General features: G+C 54.3%; 22 protein-coding genes. All 22 read right to left on the reverse strand.

Annotated features, from left to right (window positions below; genetic code table 11):
- Positions 1 to 33: 33 nt before the first annotated feature.
- Positions 34 to 1,017, reverse strand: a complete 984-nt coding sequence (locus M0R70_11525; protein MCK9419997.1) for an OmpA family protein — start codon at positions 1,015 to 1,017, stop codon at positions 34 to 36.
- A 28-nt stretch (positions 1,018 to 1,045) separates the two neighbouring features.
- Complete coding sequence (locus M0R70_11530; protein ID MCK9419998.1) at positions 1,046 to 1,411, reverse strand: DUF4398 domain-containing protein; 366 nt, start codon at positions 1,409 to 1,411, stop codon at positions 1,046 to 1,048.
- Positions 1,412 to 1,456: 45 nt separating this feature from the next.
- The gene (locus tag M0R70_11535; GenBank protein ID MCK9419999.1) at positions 1,457 to 1,606 is read right to left on the reverse strand and encodes a lmo0937 family membrane protein; all 150 of its coding nucleotides are present in this window, start codon (positions 1,604 to 1,606) and stop codon (positions 1,457 to 1,459) included.
- An 85-nt stretch (positions 1,607 to 1,691) separates the two neighbouring features.
- On the reverse strand, positions 1,692 to 2,450 hold the full coding sequence (locus tag M0R70_11540; GenBank protein MCK9420000.1) for a BON domain-containing protein: 759 nt from the start codon (positions 2,448 to 2,450) through the stop codon (positions 1,692 to 1,694).
- 317 nt (positions 2,451 to 2,767) lie between these two features.
- Positions 2,768 to 2,947 (reverse strand): CsbD family protein, encoded by a 180-nt coding sequence (locus M0R70_11545; protein MCK9420001.1) that lies wholly within the window; start codon positions 2,945 to 2,947, stop codon positions 2,768 to 2,770.
- Between the two features lie 131 nt (positions 2,948 to 3,078).
- On the reverse strand, positions 3,079 to 3,957 hold the full coding sequence (locus M0R70_11550; GenBank protein MCK9420002.1) for an ice-binding family protein: 879 nt from the start codon (positions 3,955 to 3,957) through the stop codon (positions 3,079 to 3,081).
- A 309-nt stretch (positions 3,958 to 4,266) separates the two neighbouring features.
- On the reverse strand, positions 4,267 to 5,547 hold the full coding sequence (locus M0R70_11555; GenBank protein ID MCK9420003.1) for an Ig-like domain-containing protein: 1,281 nt from the start codon (positions 5,545 to 5,547) through the stop codon (positions 4,267 to 4,269).
- Between the two features lie 151 nt (positions 5,548 to 5,698).
- Positions 5,699 to 7,267 (reverse strand): Ig-like domain-containing protein, encoded by a 1,569-nt coding sequence (locus M0R70_11560; GenBank protein ID MCK9420004.1) that lies wholly within the window; start codon positions 7,265 to 7,267, stop codon positions 5,699 to 5,701.
- A 373-nt stretch (positions 7,268 to 7,640) separates the two neighbouring features.
- Entirely contained in the window at positions 7,641 to 9,020 is a 1,380-nt protein-coding gene (locus M0R70_11565; protein MCK9420005.1) for an ice-binding family protein, read from the reverse strand.
- A gap of 100 nt (positions 9,021 to 9,120) precedes the next feature.
- Positions 9,121 to 10,884: an Ig-like domain-containing protein gene (locus M0R70_11570; protein ID MCK9420006.1), complete on the reverse strand. Its 1,764-nt coding sequence runs from the start codon at positions 10,882 to 10,884 to the stop codon at positions 9,121 to 9,123.
- Between the two features lie 100 nt (positions 10,885 to 10,984).
- Positions 10,985 to 11,788 (reverse strand): ice-binding family protein, encoded by an 804-nt coding sequence (locus M0R70_11575; GenBank protein MCK9420007.1) that lies wholly within the window; start codon positions 11,786 to 11,788, stop codon positions 10,985 to 10,987.
- A gap of 468 nt (positions 11,789 to 12,256) precedes the next feature.
- Positions 12,257 to 13,420: a hypothetical protein gene (locus M0R70_11580; protein ID MCK9420008.1), complete on the reverse strand. Its 1,164-nt coding sequence runs from the start codon at positions 13,418 to 13,420 to the stop codon at positions 12,257 to 12,259.
- A 399-nt stretch (positions 13,421 to 13,819) separates the two neighbouring features.
- Complete coding sequence (locus M0R70_11585) at positions 13,820 to 15,601, reverse strand: sigma 54-interacting transcriptional regulator (GenBank protein MCK9420009.1); 1,782 nt, start codon at positions 15,599 to 15,601, stop codon at positions 13,820 to 13,822.
- A gap of 23 nt (positions 15,602 to 15,624) precedes the next feature.
- Positions 15,625 to 15,960, reverse strand: a complete 336-nt coding sequence (locus tag M0R70_11590) for an antibiotic biosynthesis monooxygenase (GenBank protein MCK9420010.1) — start codon at positions 15,958 to 15,960, stop codon at positions 15,625 to 15,627.
- A gap of 283 nt (positions 15,961 to 16,243) precedes the next feature.
- Positions 16,244 to 17,890 carry a sigma 54-interacting transcriptional regulator gene (locus M0R70_11595; GenBank protein ID MCK9420011.1) on the reverse strand — a complete coding sequence of 549 codons (1,647 nt, stop codon included), beginning with the start codon at positions 17,888 to 17,890 and terminating at the stop codon, positions 16,244 to 16,246.
- A 110-nt stretch (positions 17,891 to 18,000) separates the two neighbouring features.
- Positions 18,001 to 18,366, reverse strand: a complete 366-nt coding sequence (locus M0R70_11600) for a circadian clock KaiB family protein (protein ID MCK9420012.1) — start codon at positions 18,364 to 18,366, stop codon at positions 18,001 to 18,003.
- 80 nt (positions 18,367 to 18,446) lie between these two features.
- A complete protein-coding gene (locus M0R70_11605) occupies positions 18,447 to 18,815 on the reverse strand; it encodes a circadian clock KaiB family protein (GenBank protein ID MCK9420013.1) in 369 nt (122 codons plus the stop codon).
- Entirely contained in the window at positions 18,812 to 20,560 is a 1,749-nt protein-coding gene (gene kaiC, locus M0R70_11610; protein MCK9420014.1) for a circadian clock protein KaiC, read from the reverse strand. The genes M0R70_11605 and kaiC overlap by 4 nt, the downstream gene beginning before the upstream one ends.
- A 354-nt stretch (positions 20,561 to 20,914) precedes the next feature.
- On the reverse strand, positions 20,915 to 21,262 hold the full coding sequence (locus M0R70_11615; protein MCK9420015.1) for a DUF5615 family PIN-like protein: 348 nt from the start codon (positions 21,260 to 21,262) through the stop codon (positions 20,915 to 20,917).
- Positions 21,259 to 21,678 (reverse strand): DUF433 domain-containing protein, encoded by a 420-nt coding sequence (locus tag M0R70_11620; GenBank protein MCK9420016.1) that lies wholly within the window; start codon positions 21,676 to 21,678, stop codon positions 21,259 to 21,261. Before M0R70_11620 ends, M0R70_11615 begins: the two co-directional genes overlap by 4 nt.
- A 158-nt stretch (positions 21,679 to 21,836) precedes the next feature.
- Positions 21,837 to 23,390, reverse strand: coding sequence for a sigma 54-interacting transcriptional regulator (locus M0R70_11625; GenBank protein ID MCK9420017.1), 1,554 nt, complete (start codon positions 23,388 to 23,390; stop codon positions 21,837 to 21,839).
- Positions 23,391 to 23,771, reverse strand: a 381-nt coding sequence (locus tag M0R70_11630; GenBank protein MCK9420018.1) for a GGDEF domain-containing protein, incomplete at its 5' end; no start/stop codon positions are given.

Here is a 23,771-nt window from a genome sequence, read left to right on the forward strand (position 1 = left end):
CCGGGATTATTTCAGGTGATTCTCTATCCCGGCCTACGGGTTGGGTTTCTGCGATTCACGTTCGATGACGATCTCGACGCGGCGGTTATTGGCGCGCCCCTCGGGGGAAGCGTTATCGGCGATCGGGCTGCCTTTGCCCTTTCCGCGTGCCTGGATGCGTTCGGCAGGGTAGCCTTTCTGCGCAAGGTAATCACGGACCGCTTCGGCCCGACGTTGCGAGAGCCCCTGGTTGTATGACTCGGAGCCCTGGGAATCAGTGTGCCCCTCCACGATGAGGTTGCGCGTACGGACCGCCATCAACGCCTTGGCCACCTGGTCAAGCTTCACCTGCGCGGAGGACATCAAGTTCGACTCGTTGGATCGAAAGAGGACGCTCCCGGAAAGCGTGACGACCAGACCACGCTCCTCTTCCCTGACCGCAGCGAGCTTGGCGAGTTCGGCCATCGCGACGGCCGTCCGTTTCTCGGAGTCGCTCAGGTCCTGCTTCCCCTGCTTCACGAGCTCGGCGTTCGCTTTGTCCTTGTTTGCCTGTTCTGCGGCCATGGCGGCCAGCGTTTCCGCCTGCCGCTTCTCAACGGCCGCTTTGTCCTTGCTTGCCTGTTCGGCCGCTATCGCCGCAAGTGTTTCCGCCTGCCGCTTCTCGGCGTCGCTCAGGTCCTGCTTCCCCTGCTTCACGAGCTCGGCTTGTTGCTTCTGAAAATCGGCGTCCGCTTTGTCCTTTTTTGCCTTGTCGACGGCCGTGGCGCCAATCGCTCCCGCGAGTTCAGCCTTGCGCTGGGCGACATAAGAGAGATCTTTTGTTTTATCCGACCTGGGTTCCTTCTTGAATGACTGTTCCGCCCGGGAGAGCGCCTCATACGCATTGTGTAATTCCACCGGCGCGAGTTGCGCCGCCGGACCCTCGCTCGCACTCTGGTAGGCCGCACGAGCGTTGATGAGTTCACCTGGCACCTTGGCTGCGCAGCCGGTGAAGAGCACTACCAGCGTGACGGTGATCAAGAATTGCATCGTTTTCATAATCTGCTCCTTTTGGCTCATGATTGGGTTATGGGTTGTCTTGCAGGAGTTGGCGCACACGCTCCACTGCTGCCCGTGCCTCCGACTTCTCGGCATCCCCGCGGGAGAGCGCGACAGCCATCTCAGCGTCGGCTTCGGCCCGCAGAAGCATTGACGCGGCCATCTCCTTTTCGCCTTTCGCGGACAGCTCCTTGGCGCGGTCCAGTTCCTCCTTGGCTAATTGCAAATGAAGAGAAGCTTGCGGTACTTTGGCCGCCCCGGCCTCCTCGGCTGCGCGGATACCCGACGTAGACGCCTCTGTCCGTAGCGGGGCGCTTGCGCATCCCGCGATGATTGCGGTGGCCACGACGACCACAGCTAACACCATAATCCCGATCTTGGATACGTGTCTCATGTAATCCTCCTCTTGTCGTCAGCTTGCTTTATGACCTGCCGCAATCTACCCGGGTCTGCGCCCTTGAAGGAACCCGACCACCACCACGACGAGAGCAATTATCAGCAGAAGGTGAATGAATCCTCCCATGGTGTAACTGCTCACCAGCCCGAGTGCCCACAGAATTATCAGTACCACCGCGATCGTCCACAGCATTTGATCCTCCTTTTGCCTTTTGGATTGCCCGGGCCCGTTGCCCACGCGCTCATCGGTCCGGCAATCTATGCGGACATGAAATCAACTACTCGATGGTCATCCGGTTCTTTACGCTCTTCACGCCGTTTACGTCGTCGACGACTTTGGTCACCAGGTCTTTTTCGGCTGCATTCTTTGCCTTGCCGCTCACCGTGACCACGCCGTGCTTCGTCATGACCTTTGTGTTGAGAGCGCTGGTCGAGCGGTGAAACAACAGCGTCATCTTAGCCTGGGCGGTAATGGAAGCGTCATCGATCTTTTCACCCGTTGTGCGGTGCGCCTTTTTCGCGGTCTTCGATACGGTCATCTCATTATTGACGGCTTTGACCCCTTCGACATCCTTGGCGTATTCGGTCGCCAGGTCCTTTTGTGCCTGGCTGGTCGCTTCGCCCTGCAAGGTGACGATCCCGTCCTTCGCGTTAACTTCCGTTTTGAAGCCGCTCACGCTGCGATGGAACAGGAGTGTGGTTTTCACTTTCGCGGTGAGCCACGCATCCGAGTTCTCGGCAGGGCGTTCCCCTTTGACTTCCAGCTTGTTGTCCACGCTTTTCACCCCGGGCAGGCCCGACACGGTATCCTGGGCCAATGCTTTGTGGTATTCCTCGGACACGATCCCCGTCAAGGTGACAGCCCCGTTTTTGGAATCTATTTTAATATCATCTTCCTTGAGGTAGGTCTTGAACACATACGACTTTTTGGCTGATGATTCGATGCGGTTATCCGTCTTGGAAGCGTGCACCGGTGCGCTGATCACCAGTAGAGCCATTACTGCCGCCATCAGGGCTGCAGAATATATTGTTTTCATGTCCGTTCTCCTTTGATTGTTGTTATTGTCCCCTCGATTTCTTCTAACGGGACGCCTGGATGTTTCTTACGTCTTCATAATGTGTTTTCCTGCTTCACGGTCCTTTACCGGACCTTTTCCACCCGGCTTCTTTGCAGCACGCACTTTAGCTGCAGTCATTCTGCCGCCTCTGCTTTTCTTTGCCATTTTGAACGCCTCCTTAAACTGCCTGGTTTCCGTGGTGATCGTGATTCATGTCTCACGGGTATCGTATCGATGCCCGATGCAACCTGGGCCACGGGCCCAGGGACATGCCGGCGCATGATGCGCCGCGCTCACTACTTCCCGAAGACCTTCTTGACCTGACCGATCTTCTCCTGTACTTTGCCGCCTATCTTTTCGTCTTTTCCTTCGGCTTCCATCTCGGAATTCATTCCGAGTTTTCCAACAAGCTCCTTGAGCTTGCCCTTTACTTTGTGAAACACGCCTTCCGCCTGGTCCTGCGTGCCGGATTTCATGGTGTTCCTCCCGTCGAATAATGGGTTGGCCTCTGTCTCGCCGCCCCCCGTAAGCACTTTAAGAGCTGATGCTCAATTCACCCCATTAGAGAACTTGTTCTCTAATGGGGTGCGCCTACGCGATCGCATCCTTACATGCCATTGCCGCCCATACGGCCCGGGTCCCCGGGCGTCCCGCCCAGTTCGTCATTCGACCGGCTCGGGTCACCCTGGTTCGAGTTGCCTGGATCGCAATTCTCGGGCCCGTTGCCCACGCCCTGGTTGCAGCGGTTCCGTACCGGATGGCTGCTCTGCTCGCATCCGGTGGCAGTGGTGTCGGTCATCGTCACCGCGGCTTGCGCCAAGGCGTCCCCATTAAAGGTCCCGCCTGTGATGGTAATGGCTGCGCCCGCGAGAATAGTTCCCTGGAACGCCGAATCCGTCATTGTCGCGGCCTCGGCGACCCACCAATACACATTGCACGGCGTCCCGCCGCCTTCCATGACCACCGAGAATCCGGTGCCCGTCAGGGCTCCGGTCCCGCCGGTCCCGATCTTGAAAAGCCAGGTCCCGTTCGAAGGCCCGCTGAGCGTCAGCGTCCCATCAGTCGTCGTCGACGCCGCATCAACACAGTAGACGCCCGGCGCAAGCACCTGGCCCGCGAGATCGCCCAATAAGACAGAGTCGCACTGCGTGAGCGAGAGCGCATTGTACGCGCTCAGGAAGTCAATGTAAGCCTGCTTGGCGACCCCGTCCCCCGGGTGGACCGTCCCGTTGATCGTGCAGTTGGTCTGCGTTATTACGTTGCCGGGCCAGACTCCCACGTTTCCGATGATGGTGGAATCGGTACAGGTCACCTCCGTGCCGGCCAGGACCGCGAAGCTCCCAGCCGAGCCCAAAGCCGGCGCTGTTTGAGCGAATGCCGCGTGGAACGGCGCCGCGGAAAGAAGCACGGCGAACAAGGCAATAACAGCGAGTCTTGCCGTTCTTCTGTGGAGAGAAGATGTTCGAACCTTTAAAAGATTATTCATAGCGTGTTACTCCTCAATACCGACTTTAATCAGTCGGTTATTCGTTTAACCCTTAGAGAAAGCCGCCGACTTCTGTCATCGTTCGTAAACTTGCTCAAACTGGGTTTCCTTCGGCCCCTTGACAGTACCTCTGTCTGTCAATGTCATGACTCCATTTCCCCATTTTTTTTAAAGAATCCCCTCGCCGGCACAAGGGAGAACAATACCGGCGAGGGGCAAGTTTATCTGAAAACTCCATTCCTGAACAGGGTATCGGAGTCAAGGGCCGGATCGATGCAACATTTTTTCCGGCCCCCTGACCTCATTCCTCTATTTCACGATGACCTCAAAAAGCACTCGCTGGTTGGCCTTTGCCGCCTCTGAGTATATGTCCGAAGGCACCGGTTCATATTCTGCCGGTCTCGTCTCACCGAATCCGATCTTGGTGAGCCTGGCTCTATCAATACCACCTTCCTTTATGAGGTATTCCTTGACAACGGTTGCTCTTTTTTCGCTCAGCGTCTGGTTATACTCTTTGGTGCCGCTGGCGGAAGCATACCCTGCAATACGGATCTTCATTTTAGGGTTGTCTTTCAGGATCTTGGCATTATAGTTCAGTATTGTCTTGCCATCTTCGCTAAGCGCCGAACTATCGAAGGTGAAATGCGAATCCTCGAGCGAGATCAGCACCGGCACCAGAATCTTCGGACCCAGAATTGTCGTGAAGCTCCATACATAGCTGTTTGCCATCGCATTGTTTGCCGGGTCCTTGACCCCGGCTGCCATCGTTGCGGTATAGGTCGTGCCTTTTTCGAGATCGTTATCCGGGTTAAAGGTTGCGGTTGTGCCGGCAAAGGTCACCTTGCCGGTAACAGTCTTTGTCCCGTCCTTTACGGTAAAGGTCGAGTTGTTGATCGTTCTTCGGTCCATCTCTTCGCTGAAGGTTGCGGTGATGTTCGCGTCGATTGCCCCTCCGGTGACGCCGCTGCCGGGGTTTGTGCAAACCACTTCGGGTGCGGTGGTGTCTCCTTCCTTGGGAAGCGCATTCTTCTGCGCGCCGAGCACAAAGGTCAGGCCGATCGTGTATTCTTCATTGGTCCGGGAATCGCCCCCTTCGGAAAACCGCGCCTGCTTGACGTCGCCGCGTATTGCCACGGATTCGGTGATGAAGTACCTGAGTCCAACGCCATAGTTAAACATCCCGCGGCCGTGGTCAGGCATGCCGTCCGACGTGTTTCTGGATTGCGTGGAGCCGATCCCGATTGAAACGAACGGTACAAAAGGACCATCCGGGTGGAAATTATACAGCGCATCGAGTCCGTAGCGCCAGACTCTGACCTGCCGGTCAACATACGCCATGGACTCGGTCTCGGTGGGAACGAAGCCGAACATGGCCTCCACCGCCACGTTATTGGTGAAGTTGAAGCCGCCGCGCAGGCCATAGTACGAGCGTAAATCCAGTCTCTGTGTGTCATCAAACTGATAGCCGCCGGTGAACGGGTCCACATAGAATGTCCTGCCCTGGATCTCGGCAAATACGGGGGCGGCAATGCTGAGCAGGAACATCCCGATCAGGAAAACCATCAATATTTTTCTCATTGTTTTTCGCATTTTGAAGCCTCCTTTACATTTTAACTTTCATTACCGCATTAAGACGCGAGTGATTCCGTTATGTTTTTCTAAATCAGGGGATATTCCCGTGGTTCAGTACCACGGGAATATCCGACCTGTCCTGCCTTCATGCCAAATACTTCATGCCTTCTTACTCGCAAGTTGTTGAATATCCGGCAGGTGGTGCAAACGTTTGACCCGGCACGGAAACAACGTTAGAGTCAAATACAAACGCTCCGGCCGCAAACGCCCCTGCCAACAATCTGCCACACGAGGTTGCGCCGGTCTCCATCGTGATACTTTCAGAGGCCAGTATGTTGCCCTGGAATTCAGAGTACAATCCAAGCGTCGCTGAAGTGCCGGCCTGCCACCAGACATTGGAAGCCTTGGCGCCGTTGATCAGGAGAATTCGAGTGAATGTCCCGGCCACACCACCGGCGGCGCCGGCTGCCGTGCCGATTGTACTCGACGACTGGAAGATGAAGCTGGCATTCGGGTCTCCCCCGGCGTCAAGCGTAAGATCGCCCGTTATCAAAATCGACGTGAGGGATTGATAGACGCCGGGAGCGAACAAGTTGTCTCCCTGCACGAGCGCGCTACCGAACACGTCTCCTAACGTAGTGCCGGCTGGTAGATTGGTGGCCCCATCAAGTGAACCGGCGGCTGGGGGTCCGGCCGTAGGAGTGATGCTGAGAAACGCTTTCTTCAAGTCGGCCTTGATAGCGGCTGAAGTGATTCCCGCATCCGGATATAAGGGACTGACCACCTTCCCAACGATTATCGGAGTGGAGGCATTGCTTCCGCAAAGACCAAAACCTCCCGCACTATCAATGGTCACGGCATTACAGGTAATATTTGGATCCAGCGCCACATCCCCGTTGATTGTGGTAAGAGGGGTAGTCGGGGTGTTGGTTACCCCGGCGGTAGCCGCGATCCCGAATGGTGTGGCCAAACCCAGGTTTACTGCCCCCGGAACTGGGGCAGTTGCACCAGTTGAAAAGCTCCATGGATTCGGCACATTACCGAACACCCATGGCTGGCCGGCCATGTCGCTGGCCGCAATCACGACGGTATAGGTGGCATTGGATGCGAGCAGCGCTGCCGGCTTAAAGCTCGCAGTTGCGCCGAGGTAGCTCACATCGCCCAAAACGGTTCCCGTGGGTCCAGTCACCGTGTAGCTTGTTGGGGTGATCGTTAATGGATCCATCGGCTCATCGAAGGTTGCGGTGATTATCTGGTTGAGAGGTACATTAGTGGCGCTATTCACCGGTGAGGTGCTGAGCAATAAAGGTGCGGCAGCGTCGATTGTTATGCCTGTTGTAAAGCTCCATACATAGTTATTTGCCATTGCATTGCCTGCCGCATTCTTGGCCCCGACTGTAATCGTGCCGATATAGGTGGTGCTGGCTGTGAGATCGCTGGCCAGTGTAAAGAGTGCAATGCGGGTTGCGGCATCATAGGTGATTGTTGCTGCTGGTACGGGAGTTGCACCAGGTCCTGTCAACGTGAAAGTTGATAGTGCGGTGACCGTTGCAGCGCTCATCGGCTCGCTGAAAGCTGCGGAGATCTTCCTGTTAAGGGGCACATCAGTGGCGCCATTAGCCGGGATAGTGTAAAGCACCGTGGGTACGGTGCCGACTATGGGTACGGTGCCGACTTGAGCTGCCGCTCCATGATCTCTGTCGCATCCGGCCGTAATAACGACCAGGAGTAATGCCATAAACCACATCATTGTACTAACTGTCTTAGAATACCGTGTGTCTGTACGCATATGTGTATCCTCCTTTTTAAAATTTGAAAAGCACTTATCATTCGGCCCCTTGTCAAGGGGACCTGCCCGTATTTCTGATATAACCTGTCCTGCTTTCATGCTCTGGACCTCAAGTCACCTGAAAATCTCCCCTCACCTTTATCCTCTCCCCCGAGGGGAGAGGGTAGGGTGAGGGGTTCATCGTTTTGCTGTCTAAGATTACCGCGTTGATCCGTGCAACTCTCTGTGGTCCAGCGCAGCTACTTTACTACCAGGGAACAGGCTGCATTTTGAAAGGCAACCTGTCCCCCCATGCTATCTTGCTTTCACACTACCTCATGACTTACGGTTCTGTAACCGTAGTCGTATCAAGAGTGACCGCAGCCTGCGCCAGCAGCCTGCCCTTGGTCGATGAGCCCGTCAGCATATGGATCGATGTTTGCGCCAATATCACGCCCTCAATGTGTGCAGTCGTTCCAATTTCCACAACATCGGAGACCTGCCAGAAAACGTTCTGGGGCAGTGCACCACCGGTCAAGAACACCGTCGTAGCGGAAGACTGAGTAAGTTTTCCCGTAATCTGGAAGACCCAGACATCTGTTGCTGTGCCATCGAGCGTGAAATTCGTTGGGATCGTCACATCGACAGCACAGGTGTAGACGCCGGCGGCAAGGGGGGGCACCGCCGTGCCGTCAAAAGCTCCGGCCCCGGGACAAACTGGTGTTGGTGGTGTTGGTTTCCCGGCAGCTGCGGTGTACGCGGTTCCCATGGCACTTACCGCGAGGCCCGCCAAGGTCTTGTCCGTCGCAGTACAAGTGAATCCCGGAAAATTAGCATCGTCCGTGTAGACTTGCCCAGTCAGCACGTCTGTGCACGGTACAGTAATAGATGCACCAGTGATTCCACTCGTTCCGATATTTCCTGTGATAGGAGAGGCAGGAACGTCCGTGATTCCTGTTCCTGCGAGAATCACAAAATTTCCGGCCGTTCCAAGGTTCACGCAGCTCGCTCCCGTGCAGACTGCTGAAGCTGCGCCGGCCACGATCACCGTTACGGTATATGTCGCCGTTGTACTGTCGGCAGCGGTTACCGTGTAATCCACAGAACTTGTGAAGTCATTCGTCGTTGTACCGCTCGTCTGGAGCGTCGTTCCCACCTTTACGCTTGCCCCTGTGGTCGTGAATGTCGCAGTCAGTGCCGTTACGATTGTGCCGGACGGCATGGACACCGATATGGTCTTTGGCGTTGCCGCTTCATCTATAGTTCCTGCAACCCCGTTAATCGAATAAGCGGTAATGGCCTTGGCAGAGGCCGAGGGCACGGTTACGGTTACGTTATATGTCGCCGTTGTGCCGTCGCCGGCGGTTACTGTGTATATCACCGGCGGACTTATGAAGTTATTCGCCGTTGTACCGCTCGTCTGGACCGTCGTTCCCACCTTTACGCTTGCCCCTGTGGTCGTGAATGTCGCAGTCAGGGCCGTTACGATTGTGCCGTATGGCAAGGTCACCGCTATGGTCTTTGGGCTTGTCCCTTCAGTTATAGTTCCTGCAACCCCGTTAATCGAATAAGCGGTAATGGCCTTGGCAGAGCTGGAGCTTGAAGCCCCATTATCATTATTATTATTATCATCATCATTGTGATCGCGTCCGCACCCGGCCCCAAAAGCGACGAGTAGTAATACCAGAAACAATATCTTTGAATATCCTTTGTATGTGTTCATTTTCATTCCCTCCTTAAGGAATTTTAAATCTGTGAAGCTAATTTAGCGGCAAATCAGACAACCTGCCACTTCCTCTAATGGAACCTGTCTACCTCATGCTTTATGGCTGTGTAACCGTAGTCGCATCAAGATTAACCGCGGTCTGCGCCAGCAGCCTGCCGTCGATCGATGCGAGATTTCCAAACGTGATCTTTGTCATACCCAGTATAATTCCCTCAAAGTGCGTGTTCGCTCCAATGGTCACAGCACCGGAGACCTGCCAGAAGATGTTCTTGGCCTGTGCGTCACCGCTTAGGATAACGCTCTTTGCAGCGGCCATGTCGAGAGTTCCCGCCACCTTAAAGATCCAGACATCTGTTGCGCTGCCGCTGAGGGTGAGATTCGTTGGTATGGTAACATTGCTCCCCCATTCGTAGACGCCGGTCACGAGGGTTAAATCAGTAAGCGTTCCGCCACCTACGTTGGTAGTAGCAGCGGATGTAGCTGTCCGTCCGGCGGCGTCGGTGTACGCGGCTTGCATACTGAGTACGGCCACTCCGAGATCAGTAGGAGTAGGCTCCGCATAGTCGGCTGCGTAAAGCCTGAACGGTGCGACCACTTGATCGGATGTCGAATATTTATCCAAGGCGTCAGATGCGGCTGTTTGTGACCATCCAGTTAAGAAACCCCTGGCGGCTGGACTCACTCCAACATTCCCAGTCACTGCGGAGGGTGGAATGGTATCGACGCCTGTTTTTGCCAGAATCGCATAATTGCCGGCCGAGCCAAGAATCACTGGATCTGGACCTGCCGCTGTTGTTGTGCCGGTTGTAAAGGACCATACCTTATCAGACGCCAGCGCATTGCCTGCCAGGTCCTTGACCCCGGTTGTAATCGTGGCTGTATAGGTGGTGCCAGCTGTGAGATTGCTTGCGGGATTAAAGGTCGCCGTTGTGCCAACGTAGGTCGCCGTGCCTGAAACAGGCGTTGTCCCTTGCTGTAAGGTAAATGTTGCTGTGTTAAGCGTTGCAGCGCTCATCACCTCATCGAAGGTGGCGTTGACGTTTCTGTTGCGCGACACACCCGTGGCGCCATCAAGGGGGGTCGTGGAAATTACCGTGGGCGCGATGGTGTCTGTTGTCGTGCCTGTGGTGAAGGCCCATACATAGTTCGTTGCCAGCGCCTTGCCTGCCAAGTCCTTGACCCCGGTTGTAATCGTGGCTGTATAGGTGGTGCTGGATGCGAGATCGCTTGTGGGCGTAAAGGTCGCCGTTGTGCCATCGTAGGTCACCGTGCCTGAAACAGGCGTTGTCCCTTGCTGTAAGGTAAATGTTGCTGTGGTAAGCGTTGCAGCGCTCATCACCTCACTGAAGGTGGCGTTGACGGTGATGTTGATCGCCACACCCGTGGCAAGATCAAGTGGGCTTGTGTAACTAACGGTGGGTGGGGTGGTGTCTGTTGCTGTGCCTGTGGTGAAGATCCATACATAGTTCGTTGCCAGCGCCTTGCCTGCCAGGTCCTTGACCCCGGTTGTAATCGTGGCTGTATATTCGGCGCCGACTGCGAGATTGATTTCGGGCGTAAAGGTCGCCGTTGTGCCAACGCAGGCCACAGTGCCTGAAACAGACGTTGTCCCCTGCTTTAAGGTAAATGTTGTTATGGTGATCGTTGCCGGGTCTATCACCGCACTGAAGGTCGCGTTGACGGTGATGTTGCGCGCCACATCCGTGGCAAGATCAAGCGGGATTGTGGAAATAACGGTGGGCGCGGTGGTATCTGCGCTTACCCCTCCATTGTCATCGCTGCTGCTGCTACACCCGGCCACAAAAACAACGAGCAATAATACCAGAAACAGCATCTTCGCGTATCCTTTGTGCCTGTTCATTTTTGTTCCCTCCTTTAAGATATTATAATCTGTATAGCTCATTTCGCGGCAAACCGGATAACCTGCCGCATTTTCTCATGGCATCTGTCTACCACATGCCTTACGGCTGGGTAACCGTAGTCGCATCAAGATTAACCGCAGTCTGCGCCAGCAGCCTGCCGTTGATCGATGAGAGATTCCCAAACGTGATCGATGTCTGACCCAGTATAATTCCCTCAAAGTGCGTGTTCGCTCCAATGGTCACCGCATCGGCGACCTGCCAGAAGATGTTCTGGGGTCGTGCGCCACCGCTCAGGATAACGTTCTTGGCAGCAGCCATGTCGAGAGTTCCCGATATCTGGAAGATCCAGACATCATTCGCGCCGCCTGAGAGAGTGAGATCCGTTGTTATTGTCACATTGGAACCCCAGGTGTAAACGCCGGGGACAAGGGTTTGACCAGCGACAGTTCCGCCTCCGAGATTCAAGAAGGGACCAACTCCTGCTGTCCGTCCAGCGGCGTCGGTGTACGCAGCTTCCATGTTGAGTACGGCTGTGCCCAAGTCAGCAGAAGTAGTCCCCCCCACATAGTCGGCTGCGTATAACTTGAACGGTGCGACCACTTGAGCGGATGTCGAATAGGTATCCGTGACATCAGCTGTTTCTGACCATCCAGTTAAGCCAACCCTGGCGGCTGGACTCAATCCAACATTTCCAGTCACTACGGAGCTTGGAACGGTATCGACGCCGGTTTTTGCCAGAATCGCATAACCGCCGGCCGCTTTAAGGTCTCCCGCCGTTCCAAGGTTCACTGCCGTTGGACCTGCCGAGGCTGAAGTTCCATTATCATCTCCGCCGCATCCTGTTATAGAAACTGTCAGGAGTAATGCCGCAAACCACATCTTGTTATTAAATATCTTACGCATGTGTCTCACCTCATCCTTTAAATTAGTTGAAAAACTGATAGCCTGTCATTTCCTGTAGAGTGATTGTATAGGAGGTGTAGTACACTAATCGTGCCAGAGGAGAACTGCGGATTCTGCGGGGACAACACATTGATTGTGTAGACTAAGATGAAAAGTGAGATGCAGAGGAAAAGAGAAAACCGTCAAGGGTGGCCGTCGCATTTAACAGAACCGTTGCATGTGACGGCTGTGAAGAGAAAACATAATATAAGCCTTGAGTTGTATACCTTTTCTATTCAAGACTTGGCATAGCCGTGAGAATTTTAAACCGTCTTTCGTCGTTCGGCAAGGGTTACGAGGCTCCCGCCAGGGCGGGATCACGTGAGTCGTCATTCGTCTTAAACACGTTACCGCAAGACGTTTACCGATACGGGCATCGTAACCGTTTGGCGTCACCGTTGACTAAAGAGAGGTTTCCCCCACTCGAAATTACTTGCCGAATTGAATTTCAAAGGTGGCCATGAAAGCATAAACGGAATTCCTGCGGCCGCTCTCATCTTTTGGCCAGGTGACTTCAGGCCCAAGCTCGAAAAAGAGCCAGGGCCGGTAAAAGTTCCGTCGATAGAGCGACCCAACCCGGTAATTATCAATCCGCCAGTCAGGATAACTCACTCCCCAGATGCTGGTATCATAGGAAATTGCGCTCTTGGGCGTCAATTGAGTGAAAAGGCTGATCCCGCTGTTCCAGGTCACGCCGTTCGCGCCTTCGGTGTAGGTCATGTTGTTGCCCCACCGGAGGAGCGCAAACGTGGCGATCTTTCGTTCAAAATCGAGCTGCGTTGTGTTCGTGAAATGTTCAACAGCTTGCCACATGGCGATCTCGGAAAATCGGACAAGGTAAACCTCGCTAAAAGGCTTATCGTATTGATACCGCATCCTGATGAAGGCATCGGAGTGTATACCGATTTTGGCGCCGCTCTCAAAGCTGACGAGTGAACGGAGCTTGGTATACAGATCTACGCGCACCCCGACGACGGGTTTTCTTTCTCCCGTTTCCCGGTCGACTCCCGGTTGGATGGGCTGACCGGGCTGGGTCATATATTTGTCAGCAGCAGATCTCGATTCGATATATAACTTCCATCTTTTAAGGACGTTTGTCCATTGGGGCAGATTCCATTCGAGACGGAACTCGTTGTTATTCGCGAGACTGCTCCCCTCGGCCAGCCGGGCTGAAGTTCTTATTTTGATGAACGTGCCGGGCCGGAGATCCAGCAAAATATGGTCCTTCACAAAGAAGGTATCAAACCATACCGCCGGTTCACAGGTGTGATCCTGCACGTAGCCATGCAGCTGGTCCAGCCAATTATCTCCGGCTACACTGACGGTAAAACAGGGGTCTACTTGCGGCCCCAATCGCACCGGGGGTTCGGTTTTTGCCGCCGGTTGAGGGGCTTTGTCGGTTTTAGGTTTCTTCGGTGCTGTCGGTGAAGACGTGTTCTGAAGGGTGCTCGTTACCGTGCTCGCCGGGTCGCTATTCGTCGTCGGATGCGTACCAGGCTGTTCCGGAGTGTCAGCGCTCGCGCCCTGAAAACCCGTGAAGAGCAGAACGAGGCTGAAGAACAATAGGGTCGAGGAATAACGGGGATGCCTCATAGAAATAATTATACGATCCTCGGTTCTGATTTGGTCCTCGCTTTGGAGCGGGTGCTGAAATTCCCGCTTCTCCCCTCGGGGAGAGGATTGAGGCCTGCCCGAGAATGACTCTATCGGGGGTAAGAGAGGTCTGTTGGTTTTAATTTTGGGTATTCTATAGCGCGGCTGTTGGCCGCAACTGACGGTGACGTCAAACGGTCACGATGCCCGCATCGGTAAACGTCTTACGGTAACGTCTTTAAGACGAATGACGTCTCCGAACGACGAAACGGGCCTCGTGACCGTAGCCGGGGACGACGTTTAAGCGTTCGCGCGAATATGTCACTATTTGAACAGAAATATCATAGTGAGAAAAATCATAAAAGAATTGTATCACTATAAACCCGCATTAGTCAAATATCAGAAGCTCCCACTTTCCGTATCCGCGTCCGCATGCTCTTTCCCGAATGAACCTGGACCCTTTTCTGTACGGCGGATGCCGTCTTTCCGCATCCGGCCGCGAAGCGTGCTGGGGTTGAGACCGAGCATCGCTGCCGCGCCTTTTTCCCCTTCGATCCTCCACCCGGTTTTTTCGAGCGCCTGGAGGATATGGTCGCGTTCCAGCTCGGCAAGGCACTTGCCGTCCTGCGCCTCCTGTTCACCGGCCTTCAGGGAATTCACGAACCGGTCCAGTATCTGCAACCCGGTCCCCTGGCTCGTGATCACCGCCCGCTCGATGACACTCTCCAACTCGCGCACATTGCCCGGCCAGTCGTATTCCTGGAGCATGATCAGCGTGTCTTTCGACACGGTCTCGATCTTCTTTCCTGTTTTCTTGTTGAACTTGGCGACAAAATAATCGACAAGAAGCGGGATGTCCTCCTTGCGCTGCCGGAGCGGCGGGATCGTGATGGGAAAAACATTCAGCCGGTAGAACAGGTCCTCCCTGAACCCGCCCTTCCGGATCTCTTCCTCCAGCTTCCGGTTGGTGGACGCGATGATCCGCACATTGACCTTGATGGTTTTTGGGCCGCCCAGCCGCTCAAACTCGCCGTCCTGGATGACCCTGAGCAGCTTGGTCTGAAGGTCCATCGGCATCTCGCCGATCTCGTCGAGAAACAGGGTGCCGTTGTCGGCAAGTTCGAAGCGCCCCATCATCCGGTCATGGGAGCCGGTGAATGCGCCTTTTTCCCGCCCGAAGAGCTCGCTTTCGATGAGATTCGCCGGGAGCGCCGAGCAGTTGACCGTTATTATGGGCCGGTCCTTGCGGCTGCTTTTGCTGTGAATGGCGCGCGCTACTACTCCCTTCCCCGTGCCGGTCTCGCCAAGGAGGAGAACGGTCGCGTCCTGGGGCGCCACCTGTTCGACCTTGAAGAACACATACTCGAGAGCATTGCTTCGCCCGATGATCTCGCCGAAGTTGAACTCCCTGTCGATATCTTTGTGAAGGTAGATGTTCTCAGCCTGGAACCGGTCCTTTAACTGCGTGTTTTCCGCATTTGCGCTCCGAAGCGACTCTTCCGTGCCCTTGCGCTCCACTATTTCCCGCGAGAGCTGCTCGTTTGCTCTGACCAGTTCTCCGGTCCGTTCCTTTACCTTCTGTTCCAGCTCATCATATGCCTTTTGGATCTCGTATTCCGCCCGCCTGCGATCACTGATGTCAAGGATCGTGGTACGGATATAACCGGTCTTGCCATCGATAATTTCATTCGCTGCGCTTTGGAGCTGCGCATAGAACACCGCGCCGTCTTTTTTCCTGAGCCTGACTTCACAGGTATGATTGCCCGGTTTTTGAAAAACTTCTTCGCGGTGAATCGAAAAAATCTCCCTGTCCGCCGCTTCCGGGATAAAACTGATAAAGGGCCTCTTGAGCAGCAAGCCCCTCTCGATTCCCAGCACATGCGCGCCGGTAAGATTTACCCCCTCTATCAATCCGTGCGCATCAAGGGTAAAATAGCCGACAGGCGCAAAATCATATAATTCAGCGTACTGGTTCCTCGATGACTCCAGTTCATCCCGGGTCTTGCGCAGTTCTTCGTTCTGCATCTCCAGCTCGATCTGGTGCGTCCCCAGCTCGTGAACAAGTTCATCAATGTCCTGGGTAGAGAGCTTTTTCAGCCTCTCAAGCTGTGTGCGCAGCTTTTCTTCGGCCGTCCGGCGAAGGGAGGCCAGATTGTCTGATGGAATGGTGGTTTTTTTCATATCTCTTTTTGCAACTATTTTTGTCAGTTTTGAAAAGGAACCGTTAATAAGAACTCCATCCCTGCCGTTTGTGACACCGTGTTGAACTGCAACTCAGGAGGTTCGCTGAGGAGGTCCATCAATGCGAGGAGTCTCCGATAATTGTCCGTACGAAAGTGCTTCTCAAGATCGTCCCGTGTTTTCCACTCCTCCATGAGGGCAAAGGTGTTTTTGTTCTCAATGTCCTGATACAAACAGTAATTAATGCAACCCCGTTCAACCCGCGTGGGCTCGAGCATTCCTCGGATCGTCTCCGCGACATCATTACGCCTGTCTGGTCGCACAGTCATTCTCAGTGTTACGATTATCATGTCGGTCATGGCTTCCTCATTTTGTTACGTTTTAGATACTGGTATGTTTTGGAACGGCTGGCAAAGGGGACGCTGCTAACGCTGTCCGTGTATTATCATGCGGACAGTGATGATTTGCATCCTCATGACGATGTACTATATTGTACTATATTGCAGGATTTGTGCCGGGGCAGGGGGACTACCGTATTGCGTTGATAGTATTGAAATGTCTGAGAGATGACTGCAACGAAGGAATTACGATAGGAAGAAATTTATTCCTGATATTTCGGTAATATCCTGATATGTCAGGAATTCATTTTTCCCTTTGAATGCCCAGTTTTTTCATCCTCGACTCAAGCGTCTTCGGATTGAGACCGAGGATCTCCGCTGCTCCGCCTTTTCCGCTCACGCGCCAACCCCTGGAGTTCAAGACGTCGATGATGTGCCGGCCCTCAATCTCTTCGAGCGTGCCGGAGCGCCCGTTTATTGCCTCAATCGACTTCGGCATCTCGATGCGGAGAATCGAGCCGGTGCTCATGATCATCGCCCGCTCGATAACGTTGCGCAGCTCCCGTACATTTCCAGGCCACCCATAGTTCCGCAGGGTCTCGATGCCTTTCCGGGGTATGGATTCAATCCGTTTCCCCATTCTCGTACCGAACTCCTGGACAAAGGACCACACCAGCGGAAGGATGTCTTCCTTGCGCTCACGCAGAGGCGGCACGAAGAGCGGAAAGATGTTGAGTCGGTAAAACAGGTCTTCACGGAACCTGTTTTCGCGAACACATTGGTTCAGATCTCGGTTCGTGGCGGTAATGAGCCGGACGCTTACCTTGATGGTTTTGGGGCTCCCGAGCCTCTCGAACTCACCGTCCTGGAGCACCCGGAGCAGCTTGGTCTGCAGCTCCAGCGGCAGCTCGCTGATTTCGTCGAGGAACAGAGTGCCGCCGTCAGCCAGTTCGAAGCGGCCCATCTGCGGGGCATGGGCGCCGGTGAAGGCGCCCTTCTCTCGGCCGAAGAGCTCGCTCTCGATGAGGGTCGGGGGCAGCGCGGCGCAGTTTACTTTCACCAGGAGACGCCCCTTGCGCGGGCTCAGGTTATGGATCGCATCGGCCAGCAGCTCTTTCCCTGTGCCTGTCTCGCCCTGGATCAGGACCGTGGAATCCGTACCAGCCACCTGCTCCACCTGTTTCAGCACACTGCGAATAGCCTCGCTGTTGCCCACGATGTTCTCATGTGTGTGCAACAGCTTAAATTCTTCCAGGAGGTAGCGGTTCTCGGCTTGAAACTGTTCCTTGAGCTTCTTGATCTCAAACAAGGCGTTGCGAAGCGTTTCCTCGGTTTCTTTCTGGGCAGCCAGGTCCGTTATGACGATACTGATCCTGCGGGCCTCATCCAGAGGCAATCTGCGCCCGGACACAAGCACTGGAAGCAAGGCCCCTGTTTCCTTTTTCAGGGAAAGTTCTGCCTTTCCACTGTCCCGCAAACTACGTTTCATAAATTGGTCGAACGCGGGCAGAAATTCCGGCGACACGTAACGTTGCAAGGAAGAGCCTATGACTTTTTCAAGAGATATTTCCAGCATGGAAGCGAGCGAGTTGTTGCAATAATGAATGACGCCGTCCGCGTTCAGCGTGGCCGCGCCTTCGTTCATTTCTTCTACAAGCACACGGTAGGCATGGTCAACTCCCTTCAGCGTGAAGACCTGGTCTCCGCCGGGCTGTGAAACAACCAGCGCGTCAACCTCTCCGCCCCTGATGGCGCGCAGCGTTTCCTCGGCTTCCGCAAGCCGCGCGCGAAGTTCTTCTGTTTCCGCACGAAGACCGTGGGATGATTTTCGCCTGCTTGATGGTTCATTTTGAGTTTTAGTTTTTAGCGTGCCATGCACGGACTTCCCGGTTGGCGTCTTCGGATGCCGGCTTTTCAATTTTGGCTTCGAGGTGTCTGATTTTTTTCTCATAGCGTATAACGCATCTCAGGATGTCACGTGGGCAATCCAAAACCCGGAATCCCGTTTCCACGGGAATGACGGTTGCCTGTCAAAGTATACAAGATGGTACGCGACGATTCTTAAACGCTCTTTGATGATGTCTTTGCTTTCCCCGGCCTTAGATCCAGCCCCAGGAGGATCTTTTCGGTATTGGTCATATCGCCGATGAATCTCCGCAGGGGAAGAGGCAGTTTTTTAATGAGCGTCGGCGCGGCGATGATCTGCTCTCCTTCAGCGAGCGTCGGCCGCTGGTAAATATCGATGACTTCAAGGTCGTAACGGCCTTTCAAGTGTTCCTCGCATATTTTCTTTATGTTTGTAATTGCAAGGAGAGAACGGGGGGTCATACCGGTCACATAAAGGCGAAGAACATATTTCCTGCCTGCCGCGGCCTTGATTCTCTTTTCGAACCCCTTTGCTTCATCGTTGATCTTTTTTTTGGTCATAGAGATAACCCCGTGATCGTTTTAGTTCTTAGTCTATCGTTCGATGTGACTCAAAACTTAAAACTCATAACTCAGAACTTTTATCTCGCAGGCCTTATATCAAGCCCGACGATGACGCGCTCCGTGTTGGATAGATCGCCAATGAGCTTTTTTATGGGAGGCGGCAGTTTCCGTACCAAGGTCGGCATGGCGAGGATCTGGTCTCCCCGGGCCAGCTGAGGATTTTTCATGAGGTCTATGATCTCGATTTTATATTTCCCCGCAAGGTGCTCCTCACAGATCCGCTTGAGATTTGCGAATGCAGCAAGAGATTTCGGTGTTTGGCCCGCAACGTAAAGTCTGAGGTCCCATAGTTCTTCCGGGACTATCCTCTTTTTTGTTTTGGCTGTCTTTGTCGTTGTCTTCCTCGACCTTGATCTTACACTCTTTATTGTATCGGTTTTTTTCATTTGACGGGTCTCCCGCTCCTCGACTTGTTTGTCCTCGCTCCGGCGTCATGCTCCCGCCTCAGTGACATTTTTTTCTGGTCTTCCTGGACAACCTGTTTCTTCAACTTCAACTCGCCGAGATTGACGTTTAGTTCTTCCTCTTCCGCTTCGTACTGCGACTGTAAAGCCGCGACCTGCGCTTCTATCGCTTGTCGTTTGCGGGCCAGCTCTCGTTTCTTGCGTTCGATCTCTTCACTGCGCAGGGTTTCTTCCGACAGTTCCCTTGCCTCCTGCGCGGCCCGGGCCGATCCGGTCAGCACATTTTCTCCGCCCTTATACACGTCGATGAGATCGATGCCTTTGTCGGTCAACAGGAACTCGCGGATCTGGTTCGAATGCTCCATGCCGCGGGATTTCAAAACATACAGGCCGCGGTTGCGCTCGCCGCCCAGCTCGATATCGCGCAGGGATATCCAGGTGTCCATAAGCGATGAAACGGCAAGGTCAGTCTGTTCAAGCATGTGCTGCTGGGAAAGGTTCGTAAAAAATGCGGTGATCTTTTTCAATTTCAGATAATCGATCAACCGGGTCAGCATGGCCTTTACTTCGTTGGCGCCCGCAACGGCCATGAGGTTTGTTATGGGGTCGAAGAGTATGGCGTGAGGCTTAATATCCTCGATCAGGCGATGTATCCTGGCGAGGTGCATCTCGAGCCCGTACATCGTCGGCCGGGCCGCGTGGATCGTGAGGCGGCCCCGCCTTGTCCACTGCTCGATATCGATGCCGATGGAGCGCATGTTGCGGATGATCTGGTTTTCCGATTCTTCAAAAGCAAGATAGAGGCAGCGCTCCCCTCTCCTGCAAACGGAATCGGCAAAATGGGCGGCCATGCTCGTCTTTCCCGTCCCCGCCGTACCCGAGACCAGAATACTGCTGCCCCGGTAATAACCTTTTCCTCCCAGCATCGCATCGAGGGTCGTGATACCCGAAGAAATTCTCTCGGTGCTTGCCGCGTGACGAAGCTCAACGGACGTGATCGGGAGCACCGAGATGCCGGTATCGTCGATGAGAAAGGGATATTCGTTCGTCCCGTGGCTCGAGCCGCGGTATTTGACGATGCGCATGCGACGGGTGGCAACCAGATCCGTCACCAGGTGATCAAGAGCTATGACACAATCTGAAACATATTCTTCGAGGCCATGCCGCGTCAGGTCGCCGTCGCCCTTTTCAGCGGTGATGATCGCGGTGAGGCCCTTTGCTTTGAGCCAGCGGAACAGCCTGCGCAGCTCCGCGCGGAGGATGCCCTCGTTCGGCAGCGCGCTGAAAAGCGTCTCGATCGTATCGAGCACGATCCGCTTTGCCCCGATCGAATCGATAAGGCTCTGGAGCCTGACGAACAGCCCTTCGAGGTCGTATTCTCCAGTCACCTCGATCTCGGAACGTTCGATGTAGACGTGATCGAGAATGAGCTTTTTGCGAGCAACCAGTTCGTTCAGATCATACCCGAGGGAGGAGAAGTTCTTCGTAAGCTCCCGCGAGTTTTCTTCGAAGGACACGAATAGCCCGGGTTCGTTATACTGCCTCGCCCCCTGCACCAGAAATTCCATGCCGAAGAGCGTCTTGCCGCATCCCGCGCCGCCCGCCACCAGCGTCGGCCTTCCTTTCGGCAGTCCGCCGCCCGTAACCTCATCGAGCCCTTGAATCCCGGTGGGACTTTTCGACAACTGCGCTCTCTGATGCCCTTGTTTTTTCGTTTTGTGCGACAAGGCAGCCTCCCCTTAAAAACATTTTTTCAGAACTTCATTACTGTTGATCTGACTTTGTGCCTATACAGATGAAGCGCCCGATGAAGTCCGGCAAGGATGGGCGCAATTGGATATTTATAGCATAACGGCATTATTGACAGATGAGGACTCTTGCGGATGCATCAACTGTTATATTTTACTTGCTGAGCATACACGTTGTCAAGGCTGAGTATAAAATAGTGTAAAGCCCTGAATGCCGACGGTCACAGAGAGCCGCCCCTACAAAGATTTTCTTCGCGTTCTTAGCGCCTGGTAAACTTTTATTCCCATTTTACGCGGCAATTAAATTAAGGTATTAATACCAGGAATAATAACCTACAAAAAGTCAACCAGGTAAGATGATAAGCCGACCGTATGAGCGTTGGCATATGCTTTGAGCGCTTTAGCCACGGCCCGGAAATTATCTCCCCGATAGGAATAAGGGATAATGAGCACTCCGTAATGGGGCCGATGTTCATTGAAAAACTGGACCGTAAGCCTGATAAAATCGTTTCTATTTCTCGTTACCATGCATCGCTTGCGAGAAGCCGCATACTCCAGCTGTTCAAGGTCGCTTGCCTGGACCATACCAACTTCGTGGGCGCTTGCGGCATCCACTTTGTCTTTCCTAAGCATCTCGGAAATTACGGGACTCAGGTCTTCATCCAGGTAATATTTGATCACGGCTTGCCGGCCGTGAGAAAAGGATATTTCTGTCTGATGCTCTTCAGGGTCCACTGTTCGTTTTCCGCGATGAGCGCGTCTATCTCCTCGCTATAGAAGGAATAATAGCCGAGTGCCGCCTTGAGCTGCCGCTCCGAAAGCCAATGATAGGACAGCTGCAACCGCTTAAAGGTCTGGCCAGAGCTTTTATATACCGCGATAACTTCCCACACCTCTATGCCAGTACCCGCAATCCGGGCTTTTTTGCCGCTTACACCCTCGGAATATATAATGTCGGGGCTGCGGTGGGCCTTGATCGCCTCTTCAAGAAGTTCATTGGTAACCGCCGTAAAGTCCTTTTTGGCCCTTTTGGCAATATCGTCTATCTCCCGAACGATTCCCTCGGACAATCTCAGACTCTTCTGCAATGTCGGCATAGCGGCCCCCCGGCGCATATCCCAGCCGCGGTTTCGGGCGGGAAAGAAGCGCACCTACTCTCAAAGTATGAATATATACTACATTGTAATACGTTGTATGTCAACGTGTTTTACATTGAGGTATGACAGGGGATTTTCCGTGTGAGGCTTTCTTTTATTTATGAACGGCGGATGCCGTCTTTCCGCATCCGGCTGCGAAGCGTGCTGGGGTTGAGGCCGAGCATCTCTGCTGCGCCTTTTTTCCCTTCAATCCTCCACCCGGTTTTCTCGAGCGCCTGGAAGATGTGGTCCCGTTCGATCTCGACAAGGGCCTTGCAGTCCTGCGCCTTCTGTTCACCAGCCTTCAGAGAATTCACGAACCGGTCCAGTATCTGCAACCCGGTCCCCTGGCTCGTGATCACCGCCCGCTCGATGATACTCTCCAGCTCGCGCACGTTGCCCGGCCAGTTGTATTCCTGGAGGACGTTCAGGGTGTCTTTCGATACGGTCTCGATCTTCTTTCCTGTTTTCTTGTTGAATTTGGCGACAAAATAATCGACAAGAAGCGGGATGTCCTCCTTGCGCTGCCGGAGCGGCGGGATCGTGATGGGGAAAACATTCAACCGGTAGAACAGGTCTTCCCTGAACCTGCCCTTCCGGATTTCTTCCTCCAGATTCCGATTGGTGGACGCGATGATCCGCACATTGACCTTGATGGTCTTTGGGCCGCCCAGCCGCTCAAACTCGCCGTCCTGGATGACCCTGAGCAGCTTGGTCTGAAGGTCCATCGGCATCTCGCCGATCTCGTCGAGAAACAGGGTGCTGTTGTCGGCAAGTTCGAAGCGCCCCATCTGCCGGTCATGGGAGCCGGTGAACGCGCCCTTTTCCCGCCCGAAGAGCTCGCTTTCGATGAGGCTCGCCGGGAGCGCCGAGCAGTTGACCGTTATAAACGGCCCCGCGTGCCGCGCGGGGCTGCTCCTGCTGTGAATGGAGCGCGCTACTACTCCCTTCCCCGTGCCGGTCTCGCCAAGGAGGAGAACGGTCGCGTCCTGGGGCGCCACCTGTTCGACCTTGAAGAACACATACTCGAGAGCTTTGCTTCGCCCGATAATCTCGCCGAAGTTGAACTCCCTGTCGAGATCTGTGCGAAGGTAGATGTTCTCAGCATGGAACCGGTCCTTTAACTGCTTGTTCTCCGCGTTCGCGCTTTGGAGCGACTCTTCCGTTACCTTGCGCTCCACTATTTCCCGCGAAAGCTGCTCGTTTGCTCTGACCAGCTCTCCAGTCCGTTCCTGCACCGTCTGTTCCAGCATCTTGTTGTAATTCTCGATTTTTTTATACAACAGCCGCACTTCCAGCATGTTGTGGATACGTGTCTTTACTTCGGCCAGATCAAACGGTTTGCTGATGAAGTCCTTCGCGCCGGCTTCCAGCGCCCGCAGCTTGTGACCCGGTTGGGCGGTGATCACGAGGACCGGAACGTAGCTGTCCGTTTCAATTGCCTTCAGGCCTTCCATCACCTGGAATCCATCCATGCCGGGCATCTGCAAATCGAGCAGAATCAGGTCGTAGCGGTTCTTGCGGTGTAGCTCGCAGACCTCGTGCGGGTCCATCGTAGACGCGACGCAAGTATAGCCGGCCCCGTGCAGCATGCGATCGAGCAGGAGTACATTGGCTTCCAGGTCGTCAACGATCAAAATGCCGGCATTAAGAATATCGGACAAATTAACCATTCATTGGTCATCCTTCATTTTCTCTGACGCATCCGGCAATGGCGTACTGAATGCGGGCGGGTCTTGTTGACTGCGCGCTACCGCTGACAGGTCTGTGCGCTCCGAGATTCGATAGACGTTCTTGCCCGCGCGCTTGGCCTCGTACAAAGCCAGGTCCGCGCTCTTCATCAGCGTGTCCGCGTCCTCGCCATGGACGGGATAGATACTGACACCTGCGCTGGTGGTTATGCTGACGGTATGTCCCTCGATGTCATAGGGTTGCGACACTGCCTTGATCACTTTTAACGCCACCGTGGCCGCATAGTCGTTACCGCTGATGTGCCACAGCGCTATTATGAATTCGTCACCGCCCAGGCGCGCCACCGTATCCTCTTCGCGCAC

Source organism: Nitrospirota bacterium (assembly GCA_023229435.1).
Classification (GTDB): domain Bacteria; phylum Nitrospirota; class UBA9217; order UBA9217; family UBA9217; genus JALNZF01.